The sequence below is a fragment of the Microvirga lotononidis genome, assembly GCF_034627025.1.
Taxonomy (GTDB): domain Bacteria; phylum Pseudomonadota; class Alphaproteobacteria; order Rhizobiales; family Beijerinckiaceae; genus Microvirga; species Microvirga lotononidis.
This window is the reverse complement of the sequence record NZ_CP141048.1, coordinates 2,214,608-2,231,910: the sequence shown is the minus strand read 5'-3', so window position 1 is coordinate 2,231,910 and position 17,303 is coordinate 2,214,608. Positions and strand designations below refer to the sequence as shown.

Below are 17,303 nucleotides of genomic sequence, written 5' to 3'. Positions count from 1 at the left end.
AAATGCAAACATCGAAGCCTATCGTCCTTTCCGCCACTCACGCCCCAGAGCATCGCCATGATGCCGAATTCCGAACAACGTACGGTGCGAACAATCGGATCCGTTTTTCGCACCATGCGCCGCCCGCCGATCAGAACGCCTCTTCCCAGCTCCGGCTCAGGCGCACGGCGGAGTTGATGAGACCGACCATGGAATAAGTCTGCGGGAAATTCCCCCACAATTCGCCGGTCGTGAAGTCCGCATCCTCCGAGAAGAGCCCGAAGGAGTTGCGCAAGCTCAGGATGTGCTCGAACAATTCCTTCGCCTCGTCCTTGCGCCCGATGGCGTTCAGCGCATCCACGTACCAGAAGCCGCAGATCATGAAAGCCGTATGCATGAGGCCGAAATCGTCTTCCACATCATAACGCAGGAGAAGATCGCCGCGCCGCAGGGCCTTGCCCACCGCATCGACAGTGGCGATGAAGCGCGGGTCGTCGGCCTTCACGAAATCGAGTTCCGCCAGGAGCAGGAGCGTCGCGTCGAGATCGGCGCCGTCGAAGGAGGAGACGAACGTCCCCTTCTCGGGGTTGTAGGAACGCTCGTTGATGACCCTGTGCATGCGGTCGGCATTCTCCCGCCAGAACGCAGCCCGGTCCTCGCGTCCCATGGCTTCGGCGATCTTGATGAGGCGGTCGCAGGCCGCCCAGCACATCACGCTCGGAAAGGTGTGCACGGCCGCCTTGGTGCGCAGCTCCCACGGCCCGGCGTCGGGCTGGTCGAAAACCTCGATGGCACGGTGCCCGAGCTTTTCCAGGTGCGAGAACAGGGCCCTGTTGCCGGTGCGGATCAGCCGCTTGTCGAGGAAGGCGTGCACGGATGCCAGGACGATGCTGCCATAAGCGTCGTTCTGGATCTGCGTGTAGGCCGCGTTGCCCACGCGCACCGGCCCCATGCCGCGATAGCCGGCGAGCGCCGTGGCCTCCCGCTCCTCCAGGTCCGGCGAGCGCGTGATGCTGAAGAGCGGCGGCATGTCCCGCTGGTCGGGGATCGCCTCCATGTCGTCGACGATGTTGGTGATGTAGGTGAGATATTCTTCCATCGTCTTGGTGGTGCCGAGCCGGTTCAGGGCCTGGATGACGAAATAGGCGTCCCGCAGCCAGCAATAGCGGTAATCCCAGTTGCGCTTCGTGTGCGGCGCTTCCGGCACCGAGGTTGTCAGCGCCGCCACGATGGCGCCCGTCTCCTCGTAATTGCAGAGCTTGAGCGTGATGGCGGCGCGGATGACCGCTTCCTGCCAATCGAAGGGAATGGAGAGCGACCGCACCCAGTCGCGCCAGAAATCGACCGTGCTGTCGAGGAACGCGCGGGCCGTGGAATCCGTCTCCGACCGGAGCGGTTCGTCCTCGCCGAAGAAGAACGACAGGGGCCGGTCCACCACGAAGGGGCGCTCGTCCTGCACGTAGGACACGGAGGCGTCGGTGGTGAGACGCAGCGAATAGGCCGGTCCGACGAAACGCAGGTGGTTGCTGCCGCGAGTCAGGTTCGGCGGGCAGCCGCCCCAGTCGTAATGAGGCCGCAAACGCACGCGAATGCGCGGGCGGCCCTTCACCGGATAGACCCGGCGGATCAGCATGGGCGGACGGAAGGTGCGGTCGTAATGCTTGAACCGCGGCGCGAAATCCGTGATCTCGAGAATGTTGCCGAACGAATCCGTGAGGCGCGACACGAGAACCGCCGTGTTCTCGAGATAGGTCTGCTCGCAGCTGACCATGCCGACCATGTCGATGGCGAAGATGCCTTTCTGCTCCGCATCGGTCTGGCCCTCGGGGCTGTCGAGAAGGGCGGAGAACACGGGATCGCCATCGAAGCGGGGAAAGCAGCTCCAGACGATCTGCGCGCGGCGATCCACCAGGGCCGAGATCGTGCAGTTGCCGATGACGGCAAGATCTAGCGAACTCATATCAGAAATCATCCCCTTTAAAAGGCAGCGTCCCGTCGAAGGCCCACGTGGACAGGCAATGTCGCAGATCCGCAGGCGTTCCAAGGCGGACCTTGGCAATGGTATCCCCGGCGCCGATACGCACGGACAGGCCGTCATGAACATTGACGGTCTTGAATCCGTGCTCGTCGGTGAGGTCGTCGCCGATGAAGATCGGGCGCCGACCCTTGTAGGGAACCTCCTGGAGGAATCGCTCGATCACCTTGCCCTTCCCGGCCGCCGAAGGAAGGATTTCTGCCACAGCTTTCCCGTGTTGAACACGGTAATCCGCACCCAGCGCCTCGACGGCCGCATGAGCGGTGGCGAGCGCGAAATCCTTCTCGTGCGGAGCAAGGCGCCAATGGATCGCGACGGAGCAGCCCTTGTCCTCGATCAGGACGCCCTCCTTGTCCGCAACAATCTTGCACAGCCGATCGACCGTCTCGCGCAGGGCAGGATGCTCGTCGGGATCGCACATGGAGAGGTGGCCGGCGATCCGATGTTCGAGCCCGTGGAGACCGGCCATGTCGAAGACATCGGGCGCGAAGCGCGCATCGAGGAACTCGACGGGACGTCCGCTGATGATCGCGAGCGCACCGCCGAGCCGTTCCTGCAGCCGGGTGAGGATGTCCGGCAGCGCCGGGTCTACGACCACGGCATCGGGCCGCTCGACAATATCGACCAGGGTTCCGTCGAAATCGAGAAAGAGCGCATAGTCCTTGTTCGCATCGAGCATTGAATGGAGTCTCGCAGGCGTTTCACGCATTGGCCGACGCAAGCCTCCGCCCCCTGGCGATCAATCGCCTGATCCGCTGCTGCTTGCGCAGGCGGGAGGCGGCCAGCAGCATCTGGCCCGCCCAGCGATAGACGTTTCTCTCCTTGACCTGATCGCGCATCAGCCGCATCCGCTCGCGTTGCTCGGGCTGCTGCATGGTAAGTGCCCGGTTGATGGCCTCGCCCATGGCGTGGGCGTTGTATGGATTGACGATCAACGCTTCGGACAGCTCGCGGGATGCCCCGGCGAAAGCCGACAGGATGAGCACGCCCTGTTCGTCGTCCCGCGCGGCCACGAATTCCTTGGCGACGAGATTCATGCCGTCGTGCAGGCTCGACACGATGCATAGATCGGCCGCGCGGAAGAGTTCGAACACCTGATCGGGCTCGTGATGGCGAATGAGGAGCTTGATGGGCTCGTATCCATTGCCGCCATGCCTCTCGTTGATGTCGCGCGCCAAGGCTTCGGCCTCTTCCTGGAGCTGCCGGTAATTCGAAAGCTTGCTTCTGGTAGGCGCCGCCACCTGAATGAATGCAAAATTACCGTGCCATTCCGGATGTTCGTTGAGCAGCGCGTCGATGGCCTGCATGCGGTCGAGAATGCCCTTCGTGTAGTCGAAGCGCTCGATGCCGACGCCGATGCGCATGTCCGGGGACAACCCCAGGCGCTCGCGCACGATCCTGCGGCATTCCTCCACGGGCTTCTGGCCCTCCATGGCGGTCGGCGGCCACTCGATGGAGATCGGATAGGGACGAATCAGGGTTTCCTCGCCGCCGAAGAACACCGAATCCTTCTCCCGGTCGATGCGGCTTTCCACGTAGGAATCGACCGCGTCCATGAAGTTGTTGCAATGCGCCTGGGTGTGAAAGCCGAGGATCGAAGAGCCCAGGAGCCCGTCGATGATCTCCTCGCGCCAGGGGCAGATGCCGAAGGTCTCCGCATTCGGCCAGGGGATGTGCCAGAAGGTCACGATGGTGGCCCGGGGCAGCCGGTCGCGGATCATGCGCGGCAGCAGGGCGAAATGGTAATCCTGCACCAGGATGATAGGATCCTCGCGCTTGGCCTCGGCCACGATCGCCTCGGCGAATTTCTCGTTGACGGAACGGTAGTACTGCCAGTCCGACTCACGGAAGATCGGCCGCACGAAGGCGATGTGGCATAGAGGCCAGAGACCTTCGTTGGCTGCGCCGTAGTAGTAGCCGTCCTGCTCCTCGTCCGTGAGCCAGACGCGCCGCAGGGTATAGGACGGGTGATTCGGCGGCACGGGCACGCGGTCGTTGGCATCGACCGTCTCCCGGTCCGCCGTGCCGCTGCCATGGGCGACCCAGGTGCCGCCACACGCACGCACCACCGGCTCCAGGGCCGAGACGAGACCGCTGGCGGGGATCTGAAGGGAAATCTCGCCGCTCTCCGTCCGATTGTGGATGTAGGGCTCGCGGTTCGACACCACGATGACCTCCGAGCCCGACAATTCGTTGGCGAGGGCCGCCCTCAGGGTGTCGGGATTCCAGTCCGTATGTGCGGCATCGATGGTCCGCCGCGAGGCCTCCAGTTCCTGGAGCACGTCGCGGATTTCCTGCCCGAGCGGGATGATGTTCTCCTCCGCGGGCGGATTGGCATTGCCGGCGCGGGCGCTCTCGAGAGCCTGCCGGATGGAGGCCAGCCAGCGGCGCATGATGAGGGCCGCGATCATGGCCGCCAGGGCCGCGGCCCCGAAGGCGACACCGGCGAGAGCCAGGAAGAGATAATTCCTCGCTTCTCCGCCGCGCTGATCGGCATAGCTTAGGTCGTGCAGGACCACGAGATGCCCGGTCCGTCCCCCGGCGGTCAGCGGAAAGGAGCTGACCAGGATGTTGTGATCCTGGTTCCTGACGACGGAGAAGCTTTCCGCGTCGGATCTGGAGGCCTCCCGGCAGGAGAAGGACGGCGGCATGTTGCTGGTGGGGAAGCGCAGTTCCTGCCCGTCGCAATAGCCGATGGCGAGAACACGCTCGTCGGTGGCGATGCGCTCGAACAGGATGCCGGCCTGCTGGGTATCGTTGCGGGCCAGGAGGCCGCTGACCTGGTCCCGGACGGAGTTGAAGACGAGGCGGGATCGCAGCTCGACATCGCGGCGCGACCATTGTTCCACGAAGGATGTAGCAAAGGGCAGCACGGCCAGGATGACGATGGCCGCGACGAGCATTGCGATACCGCCAAAGCGGAAGATGATCCTCAAAACGCTAAATTCCTCAAGACAACCAAGACCTTCATCGAGGCGGGCCGGCCCGGAAGAGGACCGCGGATTTTGCCTTCGATGGAGGGCCGCAGGAGAACACGGCCCACGCCCCTGTTATGGGTTCCCGAGCGGAACTTTCCAGGCTTGGCTGATCTGCGGTTGTGTCACGTGTCGTCGGCGCTGGATCATGCCCCAAGGCGCCTCAACGAAAACGCGGCCGAGGCTCAGGGCCCCGACCGCGTTTTCCGTTGCTTGTCTGGCAGGAAGGATCAGTGCTCGCGGAAAGCGCGGGCGATCTGCTCTTCCATGGGCTTGAAGAAGTACTCGAACGGGGTGCGCTGGTTCACCTCGACGAACACCTCGGCCTGCATGCCGGCGATGAGGTGAATGTTCTCGAGCTTCTTGATCTCGTCCTGAGGCAGCTCGATCCGGGTCGTGTAGAAGGTCGCGCCGGTCTGCTGGTCCCTGGACACGTCCGCCGAGATACGGCTCACGGTACCGTGCAGATCCGGGATCATGCGCGCATTCGAGGCGTGGACCTTCACGGTCGCCTTCTGGCCGATCTTCACCTGGTCGATCTCGTTGGGCAGCACCTTGGCTTCGAGTTCGAGCTTGTCGTTCACCGGCACGATGTTCATGACCGGCTCGGCGGGTGAGATCACTCCGCCGATGGTATGAACGTTCAGCTGGTGGACATAGCCGTCGCTGGGCGCACGGATATCGATGCGCTTCAGCTGATCCTCGGCGGCCACGCGGCGCTCGGTATATTCCGCGATCTTGCCCTGGATCTCGCGCAGCTCCTGCATGGCCTCGGCACGCATCTGCTCGTCGATCTGGATGATCTGGAACTTGGTCTCGGCGATGCGGCTCTCGGCCTGGGCGACGGCGGCGATGAGCTGGCCGCGCTGGCCCTCGATGCTCGCGGCGTCACGCTCGAGAGCGTTCAGGCGGGTGATCGGAACCAGATTCTTCTCATACAGGTCGCGAACGCCTTTGAGCTCCGCGACGATCAGCTCGGCCTCGCGGGCCTTGGCCGTCTGCTGGGCCTTCAGGCCCACGATCTCGTCCTCGGACTGCGCAATGCGCTTGCGGAGCTGGTCCTTCTGCGCGTCGCGGGAGGCGCCGCGCGCGGTGAAGAGGGTGCGCTCGGACGACATGATCTTGATGACGGCCGGATCGTTGATGCGGCCGGCGAATTCCTCGGGCGTCTTGACCTCGGACGATCCATCCCGCTCGGCTTCCAGGCGCGACTGGCGACCCAGATACTCGTCGAGCTGCTTGGCCACCACCTGCAGGTTGGCGCGCGTCAGGGTCTCGTCCAGGCGGATCAGGAGATCGCCCTGGGCTACCCGGTCGCCTTCCTTGACCTTCAGCTCGCCAACGATGCCGCCGGTCGAGTGCTGGATCTTCTTGACGCTGGTATCCACCACGAACTGGCCCCCGGCCACGACGGCGCCGGACAAGGTCGACGTGGCCGCCCAGAGACCGATGGTTCCGCCGAAGAGGGCGATCATGGCCACACCGCCGATGGTCGACTGCCGCAGGACCCGCTGGTGGACGGAGGGTTTTTGGGGAGCTTGAATGACCAACATTTAACCAACCTCTCGCAGGTTCGCAGCCTGAGCTGCCGGCGCCTGCTGCGGCCGCACCGGGGCCGGTGCCGGCGTCGCATTGCGTTTCATGACGGACTGCAGAACTTCGTCGCGCGGTCCGACGGCCTTGATCCGGCCCTCTTCCATGATGGCGACCTGGTCGACCTGACCGAGAGCCGCCGGGCGGTGCGTGATGACGACGACGACGCCGCCGCGCTTGCGGACCGCCAGGATGGCCTGGTTCAGAGCCTCGTCGCCTGCGCCGTCGAGGCTGGCATTCGGCTCGTCGAGCACGATCAGGAACGGGTTTCCGTAGAGCGCGCGGGCAAGAGCCACGCGCTGGCGCTGACCACCCGAGAGGGAGGCCCCGCCCTCACCGATCCGGGTATCGTAGCCGTCCGGCAGATTGAGGATGAGCTCATGCGCACCGGCGGTCTGCGCGGCCGCGATGACGTCGTCCGGCTTGGCGTTCGGCTGGAAGCGGGCGATGTTCTCGGCGACGGTGCCCTCGAACAGCTCCACATCCTGCGGGAGATAGCCCACGTGGCGGCCGAGAGAGTCCGGCTCCCACTGGTCGAGCGCCGCGCCGTCGAGGCGGATCTCGCCGCGCAGGGTCGGCCACACGCCGACGAGGGCGCGGGCGAGGGTCGACTTGCCCGAGGCGCTGGGGCCGATGAGGCCCAGGCCCTGGCCGGCCTGGAGCCGGAGCGAGGCGGACTGGACGATGGGCAGCGAGGCGCCGGGAGCGCCGACGAAGACGTCTTCCACCGAAAGGGCGGCCTTCGGGGCGGGCAGCGGCATGCGCTGGCCCTGGGCCGGCACGAGAGTCATGATGTGCTGCAAGCGGCGATAGGCCTGGCGGGACGCGGTGAAGCCCTTCCAGTGCGCGACGGCGATCTCGATCGGCGCGAGCGCGCGGGACATCAGGATCGAGCCGGCGATCATCAGGCCGCCCGACATCTGTCCCTGGATGACGTAGTAGGCGCCAAGGCCCAGGACGGCCGACTGGATCACCATGCGGAAGACCTTGGCGAAGGCGCTGATGCCGGCCGAGGATTCGCTGGCGAGCAGACCGTCATTGACGTGACGGACATGCACCTCGTCGTAGCGCTTGGCCAGGAAGCCGAGCATGCCGTTGGCGCGGATGGCCTCCGCGTTGCGGCGGCTGGTCTCGGCCATGGCATGACGCTCGGCGCCGCTTTTGGTCACCTCGAAGGACGGGCCCTTGCTCTTGGCGTCCGTGTAGAGGGTCAGGAAGATGATGACCACGCCACCGACGACCGACAGAACGCCGATGCCGGGATGGATCATGAAGCAGCCGATGAGGAAGATCGGCATGAAGGGCATGTCGAACAGGGCCGTGGGGCCCAGGCTCGACAGGAAGCCCCGGATGGTGTCAAGGTCGCGGATCGGCTGCATGCTCTCGGATTGCTTGGCGCCCTTGAGGGGCATCGTGGCCACGAGGTCGAAGACCCTGTGCGAGAGCAGCTCGTCGAAGCGGGCGCCGATGCGCGCCAGCATGCGGCCGCGCAGCATGTCGAGGCCGCCCGAGAGGGAATAGGCCGCGAGGGTGATCAGCGACAGGCCGATCAGGGTGGGAATGCTTCGGCTCGACAGCACGCGGTCATAGACCTGGAGCATGTAGATGGAGCCGGTGAGGGCCAGAAGGTTGACCACTGCCGAGAACACGGCAACCCCGGTGAAGGAGGGAAGGCAGGACTTCAGAGCGTCTTGGACCTCTGTGCTTTCTTCCCGATTTCTCGATGCCTGCTTCATAATCTTCTTCCATCGGCAGAGCGGTAACCCGGTGCCTTCGTGGTGATAGAGCCATTGCGCAAGGTTATACCTTACCACAATGTTCGCCATCTGGCGATGGCTGCGATATCGGGCTGTGGCCCCACAAGAGTATCTCGTTATGGTTAGGCCTGGAAGGCCCGGTTTCTAGCACTCTTATGGGTATTGGAGGTGCCCCAAGATGGTCGCTTTCCGTTACGCCATCTTTTGTAACCCTATTATATGTAACTATGTCAACAATAAGTTCGGTTTATCGATAAATTACTGGCGCTCCTCTCATTTTGGAGAGGGCATGTAACGTAAGCACTTAACTGTAAAGATAACCCTTTGGTAAACTTTCAGGGTTAATGCTCTCTGACCTGGAAATGAGGTCGGAATATGGACATCAACATACGTTCTCAGGACCGTGGCGAAGCGGCCGAGCAGGCCGGTGCCGCGTCGCACACTCCGATCCAGATCGACCCTGCCGCCAGCGCGGCCCTGGAACAGGCCATCCGAAGCGCGAAGCTCGGCCTGAAGCCCGACCCCTCTCCCAAGGTCGGGACTGACGAAGCCGCAGCAGCAGGCCGTCGGGCATCTCCCGCCAGGTTCCTGGGACAGGCCGCGGTGGCCCTGCTCCTCGTCGGGGCCGGCTGGGCCGCGTCCTACATGGGAACATTGGCCAATCAGGACGCCATCCGGCGTCTCGAAACCGAGACCGCCCGCAGCCAGGAGATCCTCGCCCGATTGAGCACCGACCTGGAGGCCCTTCGGGAGACCGTCGTCGCGTTCAAGGACGTCGAGCACACCGCGTCCACATCCTCGGCCTCGGAACGAACGGAGCTGTCGGACAAGGTCGAGCGCCTGACCATCGGCCTGCAGGAGCCGGGCAAGAAGCTCTCCTCCCTTGAGGAGAGGCTGGGCCGGATGGAAAGCCAGATCATGACGGCTCTGGCGGAACAGAACGCGAAGCCGGCGACGCCCGTCGCGCCTCCGGTGACCGAAGCGGCCTTGCGCGAGGAAGTCCCCACGCCAAAGCCGGTGAAAAGCGAACCCGTGGACGGATGGGTGCTTCGGGAAGTCTATGACGGGGCGGCCCTCGTCGAGAACCGCAATCGCCGCCTCTACGAGGTCATGCCCGGCGGCCTGCTTCCCGGCGTCGGCCGCATCGAAGCCATCGAGCGTCGCGGCGCCCGCTGGGTCGTCGTCACCGACAAGGGCTTCATCGGCGCGTATCGTTAGAGCTGTTTCCACCGGCGTGGAATCATCTCGCCTTTCGGCGGATCGGCTCCGGCTCGCCGAAGAATGTCCTAATGGGGAATGATGCCCCTCAGGCCGTAGACGAGCACCGCGAAGACCGCGAGGCTCGCCACATACATCATGACGAACCAGAGAAGACGTTTCGAGCGCGTTTCCGGCGGGCGATCCATCTCAGCCTGCATCAATGATACCCATAGCCGCCGCCCGAAATCTCCTCGGCGACCTTGCCGCGGAAGACGTAGTAGGCGTAGGCCGTGTAGGCGAAGGTGATCGGCAGCACGATGGCGAAGCCCACCAGCGCGAAGAGCTGGGAATGAACGGTGTTGGCGGTGTCCCAGATCGTGAGGCTCGGCGGCACGATGAAGGGAAAGAGGCTGACGCCGAGACCGAGATAGCCCAGCAGGAACAGCGAAATCGCCAGGAAGAACGGCCTCACATGCCGGCCCTCCTCCAGGTCGCGGAAGAGCCTGTAGGCCACATAGGCCGTGACCAGCGGGATCGGCGCGAGGAAGGCGATGTTCGGCCAGGTGAACCAGCGTGTCTCGATCTGCCTTCCCAAGAACGGCACCCATACCGAGACGATCGCCATGGCCAGAACGGTGGCGAGGAGAAAGCGCACCGCCATGCGGCGCGCCCAGATTTCCAGTTCCCCCGTGGTCTTCATCACGCACCAGGTCGCCCCGAGAAGCCCGTAGCCGCAGATCAGGCTGATGCCGGTGAGCACGCTGAAGGGCGTCAGGAAATCGAGGGTGCCGCCGGTGAACTGGCGGCCGTCGGTGGGAAAGCCCTGCACGAAGGCGCCCAGCACCATGCCCTGGAAGAACGTCGCCAGCAGCGAGCCGAAGAAGAAGGCGTTGTCCCACAGGAATTTCGACCGTTCCGCCTTGAACCGGAACTCGAAGGCGACACCGCGAAAGATCAGCGCGATCAGCATGAGGATGATCGGCACGTAGAGCGCCGGCATCAGCACCGCATAGGCGATGTGGAACACGGCGAAGAGTCCGCCGCCGCCGAGAATGAGCCAGGTCTCGTTGCCGTCCCAGATAGGCGCGACCGAAAACATCATCCGGTCGCGCCAATTCTCGCTTCCGGCTGCCTTGAAGAGGATGCCGACGCCGAGGTCGAACCCATCGACGATCACGTACATGGCGACGGCGACCGCGATCAGGCCCGCCCAGATCAACGGCAGCCAGAAGGCCAGTCCTTCGTGTTCCATTCCGAAACCGAACATGCCCCGCCCTCCTATTCCGCCGGCTGCGCGCGATGGCCCGACCGCCCTTCGATTCCTTCGTCCGGCACCGAGAGCGGACGCTTCGGCTTCTTGCCGAGATCGTCTCCGCGGATATCCTCGACCGGATCCGGGCCACGCCGCAGGAGCTTGGCGAGATAGTAGGAGCCGAAGCCGAACACGAAGGCATAGACGGCGATGAAGATCAGGAGCGATGCGGTCACCGCTCCGGCCATGACGGGCGACACCGCATCGGCCGTGCGCAGTTGGCCGTAGACCACATAAGGCTGGCGGCCTATCTCCGCGACGAACCAGCCGAAGAGCACGGCCCCGAAACCGGACGGCGTCATGATCATGGCCACGGTCAGGAAGGTTCGGTTGGTGAACAGCGTACCCTTCCAGCGCAGATACAGGCTCCACAGCCCGACGCCGAGCATCGCGAATCCGATGGCGACCATGATGCGGAAGGAGAAGAAGACCGGCCAGACCGGCGGGCGATTGTTCGGTGCCACGTCCTTCAGGCCGGGCACGACGCCGTCGAAAGCGTGGGTCAGAACCCAGCTCCCGATCTTCGGAACGGCGATTTCGTAATGGTTCGTTTCCGCGACCTCGTCGGGAAGAGCGAAAAGACGAAGCGGCATGTTCGCCATGCGGTCCCAGTTGCCCTCGATGGCCGCCAGTTTCGTCGGCTGATATTTCAGCACGCCGAGGCCGTGAAGATCGCCGATCAGGATCTGCACCGGAACGAAGATGGTGGCGAACCACAGCGCCATCGACATGGAACGCCGCGAGGCGGCGAGCTTCGCGGCCGGCGCATCGTGGGGATGCCGGAGCAGCATCCAGGCGGACATGCCGGCGACCGCGAAAGCCGTCGTCAGGTAGCAGCCCATGACCATATGCGCATAGCGAAGCGGGAAGGACGGATTGAAGACGACCTTGAACCAGTCGACCGGAACGGCCTTGCCGTTCTCGATGGCGAACCCATCGGGCGTCTGCATCCAGGAATTGGCGGAAAGGATCCAGAAGGCCGAAATCAGGGTTCCCAAGGCCACCATGCAGGTGGCGAAGAAATGCAGGCGGTCGCCGACTCTTTCCCAGCCGAAGAGCATGATGCCCAGGAAGGCCGCCTCCAGGAAGAACGCGGTGATCACCTCGTAGGCGATGACGGGCCCGAGCACGTTGCCGGTGAATTCGGAGAAGCGCGACCAGTTCGTTCCGAACTGGTAGCTCATCACGATCCCGGACACGACGCCGAGGCCGAAGGAAACGGCGAAGACCTTGACCCAGAAGCGGAAGAGATTGCGATAAAGCGGGTCGCCCGTGCGGAGCCAGTTGAATTCCAACGCAGCGAGCCAGCTGGCAAGACCGATGGTGAAGGCCGGGAAGATGATGTGAAAGGCGATCGTAAACGCGAACTGGATGCGCGAGAGCAACAGGGCATCGAATTCCATTTCCGTGTCCCCTTATCGGCCTACCTGCCTGCTTTTAGGGCGACGGCCGGCAGTGACCAGGGGGAGGAGCTGTTTCCACGAGCGTGGAGACAGTTCCATTCCGGATTCCTCGCATTTCAACAGCGGACCAGAGTTCCTCCGTCAACCATGCTTTCGTGGTTCAATGGGCCCGCAGATGGGGACTGTAGGGCGTGGAGATCGGCCGCCATCCCGTGCTCAGGCGCTGCAGCGCCTCGAACTCGATCGGGTCATGGCTGCAAAAGATCTTCACGTTGCCGGGTTCGTCGTTGGCTAATGCGCGCAGCCGTTCCTGGTTGTGGAGGCGCAGCGGCCGGTCCTCCTCCATCAAGGTCTGATAGGCGCGAAGCCCCGGCGTGCAGGACGGGTCTTCATCCATCTCGTGACGATGAAAATATGCGTCGCCCGCATTCAGCAGCCAGCCCTCCGGCGTTTCGATGGCGATTCCGGCATGACCCATGGTGTGACCCGGGAGCGGGATCATCAGGATCTCGGGCGGCAATCCGTCGAGGTCGCGCACGGAACGGAAGCCGAACCACCCCTCACCCGTCGGATCGTAGAAACGCCAGTCCCGCACCTCGTCCCATTGGCCGGGGCTGTAGCGGCGTCGATGGATGAAGCCGTGCCTCACCTCGGCCTCTTCGATCTCCGCGCGCAGGATATGAACGGTCGCGTCCGGAAAATCCTCAAGGCCGCCGGCGTGGTCGAAATCGAGGTGGGTTAGAACGATGTGGCGCACGTCGCGAGGTGAAAAGCCGAGGCTCCTCACCTGCTCCAGAGCTGTGTATCGATGCTCCAGCTGGATCCGGTTGGTGTGGATGAAAAGCGGGCTGATGCGCCCATAAGGATCCTCCACATCCCTTGAGCCGAACCCCGTATCGACAAGAACGAGGCCGCTGTTGTCCGTCTCGACGAGCAGGCAATGGCAGATCAGATGCCCGGTCAGACCGCGGCTTGCGCCATCCCAAAGCCTTCCCCCCACGGGACACATGCAGCCGCAATTGAGATGATGAACGCGCATGGATTGGCCTCGCTGAAATCGGAGTGGCGAAGCCCTAACGGGTGAAGCTGCGAAATGTTCGCGCCGACCATGTCGACGGGTCGGCCCTTCACTTGCGGCATGAGAAGGGCGGGAATGTGCTCGCCGTTCCGGCATTCATGGCGGCAACCACCATCATGTTGGCGAGGTCGAGTTCCTCCGCAGAACGTGGGCAGACATCGCCCTTCGTCGTGCAGCCAGAAGCCAGGAAAGTGTCGTGACGCTCGATGAAGTCCCGGCTCAAGCCCTTCATGCCGCGATGGGCAAGTGCCTCCGACCACGCCTTCTTGTAGCGGGCGCACTTCACCTCGGGCCAGCTTTGAGGTTGCGGCTCCTGTGCGGTCGATGGCACCGTTCCGCCCACGACGAGGCCGGCGAGGAAGATCATGGCGGCGGCGATTGACGGCAGTGGACGGCTCATCTCACTCGGTTCCAGTTGACCGGATGGGATGAGCATGTGAGACGCGAGGGGTCAAGGTGCTGTGACACCTCTACGCCATCATCGGCCTTGAACCGGCCCGCTCCTCAAACCCGCATCTCGGGTTGAGCCTTGTGCTTTCGCCCCGCCGAAGCGCGACGCTTCTTGGCGGGCGTCTCCTCCGCATGCTTCTCGACCTCACGGGAGAGGCGCTGCTCCAGCAGGGCCAGGACGGCGGCTTCCTCGGGTTTGAGGCTGGAGAGATCCTCGCGCAGCTCCGTCTCGATCTCCTGCTTGATGTCCAACAGCAGGCTTCCGTCGAGATAGCTGGCGAAGATCTCCGGGTGCACGTAGCATTGGCGGCAGATGCTCGGCGTGTTACCCAGGCGCGAGGAGACCTTCTCGATGGCGGCGCGGATGTTCTTCTTGGCCTTCGCATCGCTGTCGAAATCCTCGAATTCTGCAAGGGCGAGCGCCGCCAGCACGGTTCCGGCCCAGGTGCGGAAATCCTTCGCCGTGATGTCGCGTCCGGTGATCTCCTTCAGGTAGGCGTTCACATCGGCCGAGGCGATCGATTGCTGTCGGCCATCCTCATCGAGATATTGGAACAGATCCTGTCCCGGCAGATCCTGGCAGGCCTTCACGATCCTGGCGATCCGCCGGTCCTTGACCTGCAGGCGCCACGTCTTGCCGCTCTTGCCCTTGAACTGGAAGCGCAGCTCACTGCCGTCCACCTTCACGTGCGGGTCGCGCAGGGTGGTGAGGCCATAGCTCTTGTTCTGCTTGACGTAGTCCGAGTTGCCGACGCGGATGAGCGTGGTCTCCAGGAGATGCACCACCGTCGCCAGCACCTTTTCCCGTGGCAGGCCCCGCAGGCTCATATGCTCGTCGATGGTCTTGCGGATCGCCGGCAGGCCCTTGGCGAATTCGATCATATGCTCGTATTTCGTGCTCTCCCGAACCTCACGGAAGGCGCTGTGGTAGCGGTATTGCTTGCGCCCTTTGGCGTCGCGGCCCGTCGCCTGGATATGGCCGTTGGCCCTCGCGCAGATCCACACATCCGTATAGGCCGGCGGGATCGCGAGCGACCGGATGCGATCGAGCGTCGCCTCGTCCTCCACTTTCTTGCCGTCCGGCTTGGTATAGGTGAAACCTTTGCCGGACTTCTTGCGCCGGATGCCGGGCTCCTCGTCGGAGACGTAGCGCAGACCCGCCGTCTCGGCGGCATCGCGAGGATCGACGATGTTTTCGGTGGTGGCGTTCGGGTCCAGCATGGGAAGCCTTGATCGAGGTGCAGAACGTCAACCGGGCCGCGCCAGTCCGGGTTCCCTGTGCGACTGTGTGCCTTGGGCCTTGCGTCGGTCGTTGCGGATCTTGAAGACCAGGATGGTGGCGCTCAGGCCCAAGCTTAACAGGTTGAAGATCATCACGGGCCAGCTGCCGATCAGATACCCGTAGCTCGACCACAGCACGAAGGCCGTGACCGTGACCATGTACATGTGCTTCGAAATGGCTTTCGTGTCCCGCTCCCGCCAAGCCTTGATCACCTGCGGGACGAAGCTCAAGGTCGAGAGAATGCCGGCAATCGTCGCCAGGAGGGTCGGCAGCCAATCCGGCATGTTTTTGTCTCCCTGTAACAAGTTGACGGCAACGGGTCCCGATCCAGGGAGTTCCCTTTTGCCCCTGACGGAGGGTAGAAGGGCGAAACCGTTTCATCTGGATTGTTCCTTGTCTTCCTTTCCTAAGCCTGATGTCCAGGGCCGCAAGCTCGTCTTCGTGATCACCGAGGACTGGTTCTTCGCCTCCCACTTCCTGCCCATGGCCAGGGCCGCGCGCGAACTCGGGTTGGATGTTGCCGTCGTGACCCGTGTGCGCTCGCATCGGGACGTGATCGAAGCCACGGGCGCCAGGGTGATCCCGCTCGAGGCCGAGCGGCGCAGCCTGAACCCCATGGCGGCGGGCTATGCCGCCGGACAGCTGGCCGCGATCCTGAAGAGCGAGAAGGCGGACCTCGTCCATTGCATAGCGCTCAAGGGCATCCTGGTCGGAGGCTTTGCCGCCGCCATGGCAGGCATCCCCCGTCGGGTCTATGCGCTGACCGGTTCCGGCTTCCTGGGCGCGCGCAAGGACATGATCGCGCGCCTGTCGCAGCGGGCCGTGCGCCTGCTCGTGCGCGGCCTGGAGACGAACAAGACTCGCTACGTCTTCGAGAACACGGATGATCCCAAGCTTCTCGGCCTCGACCCCGCGAGCGACCGCGTCACGATCCTTGGCGGCGCCGGCATCGATCCGGATGTTCTCAGGCCCACCCCCCTGCCGCCGCAGCCGCCGCTCAAGGTCGCGGTGGTGGCGCGCATGCTCTGGTCCAAGGGGATCGACGTGGCGGTGGATGCCGTGCGGGCCGCAAGGGCGCAGGGCGCGGCCGTCGAGCTGTCCCTCTACGGCGCCCCCGATCCCTCGAACCCGAAGGCGATCCCAGTGGACACGCTGAAGACCTGGAGCGCCGGGCCCGGCATCTCCTGGTATGGAGCAACCAGGGACGTAGCCGCCGTCTGGCGCGAGCACCATGTCGCCTGCCTCCCCTCGCGGGGCGGCGAGGGCCTGCCGCGGACGCTGCTGGAGGCCGCCGCCTGTGGCCGGGCCATCGTCACCACGGATGTCCCCGGATGCCGCACGCTGGTGCGGGACGGCGTCGAAGGGCTCCTCGTCTCTCCCGGCGACGCGGCAGGCCTCGCCGAGGCCCTCGTGACCCTGTCCCGCGAGCCCGATCGCGTCGCCCTTATGGGCGAGGCCGCCCGCGCCCGGGTTCTCGACGGCTTCACGGAGCGGGACGTCATCGACACCGTCAAAGATCTCTATCGCGCCATGCTCGCCTCATGATTGCCGATCCTGCCGCTTTCATCCGGTCCGAGACCCGCCTTCGCCCCGTGCCCTACGCACCGGAAATTTCCCTGCACGTGGCCGATGAAGCGACGGAGCTTTGGCAGAAGACCGAAGAGGAGCTTGGCGAGATCGGCCTGCCGCCGCCGTTCTGGGCATTTGCCTGGGCGGGCGGGCAGGCGCTCGCCCGCTACGTCCTCGACAATCCGGAGACGGTGCGCGGGCGGCATGTGCTCGATTTCGCCTCGGGCTCGGGGCTCGTCGCCATCGCGGCCATGAAAGGGGGCGCCGCGGAGGTCACCGCCTGCGACATCGATTCCTTCGCCATTGCGGCGATTAACATCAATGCGTCGGCCAATGGCGTTCCGATCACTCCGCTCCAGGCGGACATCGTTGGTCAGGACAGAGGCTGGGATACGGTGCTGGCCGGCGACATCTGCTACGAGCGCGATCTCGCCGAGCGGGTCATCCAATGGCTGTTCTCCTTGAGCGAGAGGGGTGCCACGGTGCTGATCGGCGATCCTGGGCGCAGCTACCTGCCCAAGGACCGGCTGGAGATTCTTGCCGCCTACGAGGTTCCCGTGACCCGCACCCTCGAAGACGCCGACATCAAGAAATCCAACGTCTGGCGCTTCCGGCAGCCGTAATCGGCTCCCGTTTGCATCCGAGGCTCCAGCGCATCGGGCGGAAAAGT

Annotated in this window: 14 protein-coding genes; 3 read left to right on the top strand and 11 right to left on the bottom strand. The window is 64.1% G+C overall.

The genetic code is table 11. The annotated features are described in order from the left end of the window. Positions 1-130: 130 nt before the first annotated feature. From U0023_RS10580 to U0023_RS10560, 5 genes are all read right to left on the bottom strand, one after another. A complete protein-coding gene (locus tag U0023_RS10580; RefSeq protein ID WP_009493233.1) occupies positions 131-1,939 on the bottom strand; it encodes a glycoside hydrolase family 15 protein in 1,809 nt (602 codons plus the stop codon). Between the two features lies 1 nt (position 1,940). After that, positions 1,941-2,693 (bottom strand): trehalose-phosphatase, encoded by a 753-nt coding sequence (gene otsB, locus U0023_RS10575; protein WP_009493234.1) that lies wholly within the window; start codon positions 2,691-2,693, stop codon positions 1,941-1,943. A gap of 22 nt (positions 2,694-2,715) precedes the next feature. Beyond that, positions 2,716-4,950: an alpha,alpha-trehalose-phosphate synthase (UDP-forming) gene (locus tag U0023_RS10570; RefSeq protein WP_009493235.1), complete on the bottom strand. Its 2,235-nt coding sequence runs from the start codon at positions 4,948-4,950 to the stop codon at positions 2,716-2,718. A 269-nt stretch (positions 4,951-5,219) separates the two neighbouring features. Further along, on the bottom strand, positions 5,220-6,542 hold the full coding sequence (locus U0023_RS10565; protein WP_009493236.1) for an HlyD family type I secretion periplasmic adaptor subunit: 1,323 nt from the start codon (positions 6,540-6,542) through the stop codon (positions 5,220-5,222). Continuing rightward, positions 6,543-8,318 carry a type I secretion system permease/ATPase gene (locus U0023_RS10560; RefSeq protein WP_040639272.1) on the bottom strand — a complete coding sequence of 592 codons (1,776 nt, stop codon included), beginning with the start codon at positions 8,316-8,318 and terminating at the stop codon, positions 6,543-6,545. Between the two features lie 396 nt (positions 8,319-8,714). On the opposite strand from U0023_RS10560, the gene U0023_RS10555 reads away from it, so the two are divergent. Beyond that, positions 8,715-9,557 (top strand): hypothetical protein, encoded by an 843-nt coding sequence (locus U0023_RS10555; RefSeq protein ID WP_009493239.1) that lies wholly within the window; start codon positions 8,715-8,717, stop codon positions 9,555-9,557. A 199-nt stretch (positions 9,558-9,756) separates the two neighbouring features. On the opposite strand, the gene cydB is transcribed toward U0023_RS10555, so the two are convergent. The 6 genes from cydB to U0023_RS10525 all read right to left on the bottom strand — a co-directional run bounded on the left by cydB (position 9,757) and on the right by U0023_RS10525 (position 15,348). Further along, positions 9,757-10,806, bottom strand: coding sequence for a cytochrome d ubiquinol oxidase subunit II (gene cydB, locus U0023_RS10550; protein WP_009493241.1), 1,050 nt, complete (start codon positions 10,804-10,806; stop codon positions 9,757-9,759). Positions 10,807-10,817: 11 nt separating this feature from the next. After that, positions 10,818-12,254, bottom strand: a complete 1,437-nt coding sequence (locus U0023_RS10545) for a cytochrome ubiquinol oxidase subunit I (protein WP_009493242.1) — start codon at positions 12,252-12,254, stop codon at positions 10,818-10,820. A 160-nt stretch (positions 12,255-12,414) separates the two neighbouring features. Then, complete coding sequence (locus U0023_RS10540; protein WP_009493243.1) at positions 12,415-13,293, bottom strand: MBL fold metallo-hydrolase; 879 nt, start codon at positions 13,291-13,293, stop codon at positions 12,415-12,417. Between the two features lie 88 nt (positions 13,294-13,381). Next, positions 13,382-13,732 carry a hypothetical protein gene (locus tag U0023_RS10535; protein WP_009493244.1) on the bottom strand — a complete coding sequence of 117 codons (351 nt, stop codon included), beginning with the start codon at positions 13,730-13,732 and terminating at the stop codon, positions 13,382-13,384. A 104-nt stretch (positions 13,733-13,836) separates the two neighbouring features. Next, positions 13,837-15,003 (bottom strand): DNA topoisomerase IB, encoded by a 1,167-nt coding sequence (locus U0023_RS10530; protein ID WP_009493245.1) that lies wholly within the window; start codon positions 15,001-15,003, stop codon positions 13,837-13,839. A 27-nt stretch (positions 15,004-15,030) separates the two neighbouring features. After that, positions 15,031-15,348 (bottom strand): SemiSWEET family sugar transporter, encoded by a 318-nt coding sequence (locus U0023_RS10525; protein ID WP_009493246.1) that lies wholly within the window; start codon positions 15,346-15,348, stop codon positions 15,031-15,033. A gap of 109 nt (positions 15,349-15,457) precedes the next feature. Between U0023_RS10525 and U0023_RS10520 the strand changes: the two genes are divergently transcribed. Further along, the gene (locus U0023_RS10520) at positions 15,458-16,609 is read left to right on the top strand and encodes a glycosyltransferase family 4 protein (protein ID WP_009493247.1); all 1,152 of its coding nucleotides are present in this window, start codon (positions 15,458-15,460) and stop codon (positions 16,607-16,609) included. After that, on the top strand, positions 16,606-17,256 hold the full coding sequence (locus tag U0023_RS10515; protein ID WP_009493248.1) for a class I SAM-dependent methyltransferase: 651 nt from the start codon (positions 16,606-16,608) through the stop codon (positions 17,254-17,256). Before U0023_RS10520 ends, U0023_RS10515 begins: the two co-directional genes overlap by 4 nt. Positions 17,257-17,303 lie beyond the last annotated feature (47 nt).

Coding starts and splice junctions, on each gene's coding strand:
- U0023_RS10540 (WP_009493243.1), bottom strand. CDS start 13,293: ATGCGCGTTCATCATCTCAATTGCGGCTGCATGTGTCCCGTGGGGGGA.
- U0023_RS10530 (WP_009493245.1), bottom strand. CDS start 15,003: ATGCTGGACCCGAACGCCACCACCGAAAACATCGTCGATCCTCGCGAT.
- cydB (WP_009493241.1), bottom strand. CDS start 10,806: ATGTTCGGTTTCGGAATGGAACACGAAGGACTGGCCTTCTGGCTGCCG.
- otsB (WP_009493234.1), bottom strand. CDS start 2,693: ATGCTCGATGCGAACAAGGACTATGCGCTCTTTCTCGATTTCGACGGA.
- U0023_RS10545 (WP_009493242.1), bottom strand. CDS start 12,254: ATGGAATTCGATGCCCTGTTGCTCTCGCGCATCCAGTTCGCGTTTACG.
- U0023_RS10535 (WP_009493244.1), bottom strand. CDS start 13,732: ATGAGCCGTCCACTGCCGTCAATCGCCGCCGCCATGATCTTCCTCGCC.
- U0023_RS10555 (WP_009493239.1), top strand. CDS start 8,715: ATGGACATCAACATACGTTCTCAGGACCGTGGCGAAGCGGCCGAGCAG.
- U0023_RS10580 (WP_009493233.1), bottom strand. CDS start 1,939: ATGAGTTCGCTAGATCTTGCCGTCATCGGCAACTGCACGATCTCGGCC.
- U0023_RS10525 (WP_009493246.1), bottom strand. CDS start 15,348: ATGCCGGATTGGCTGCCGACCCTCCTGGCGACGATTGCCGGCATTCTC.
- U0023_RS10560 (WP_040639272.1), bottom strand. CDS start 8,318: ATGAAGCAGGCATCGAGAAATCGGGAAGAAAGCACAGAGGTCCAAGAC.
- U0023_RS10565 (WP_009493236.1), bottom strand. CDS start 6,542: ATGTTGGTCATTCAAGCTCCCCAAAAACCCTCCGTCCACCAGCGGGTC.
- U0023_RS10515 (WP_009493248.1), top strand. CDS start 16,606: ATGATTGCCGATCCTGCCGCTTTCATCCGGTCCGAGACCCGCCTTCGC.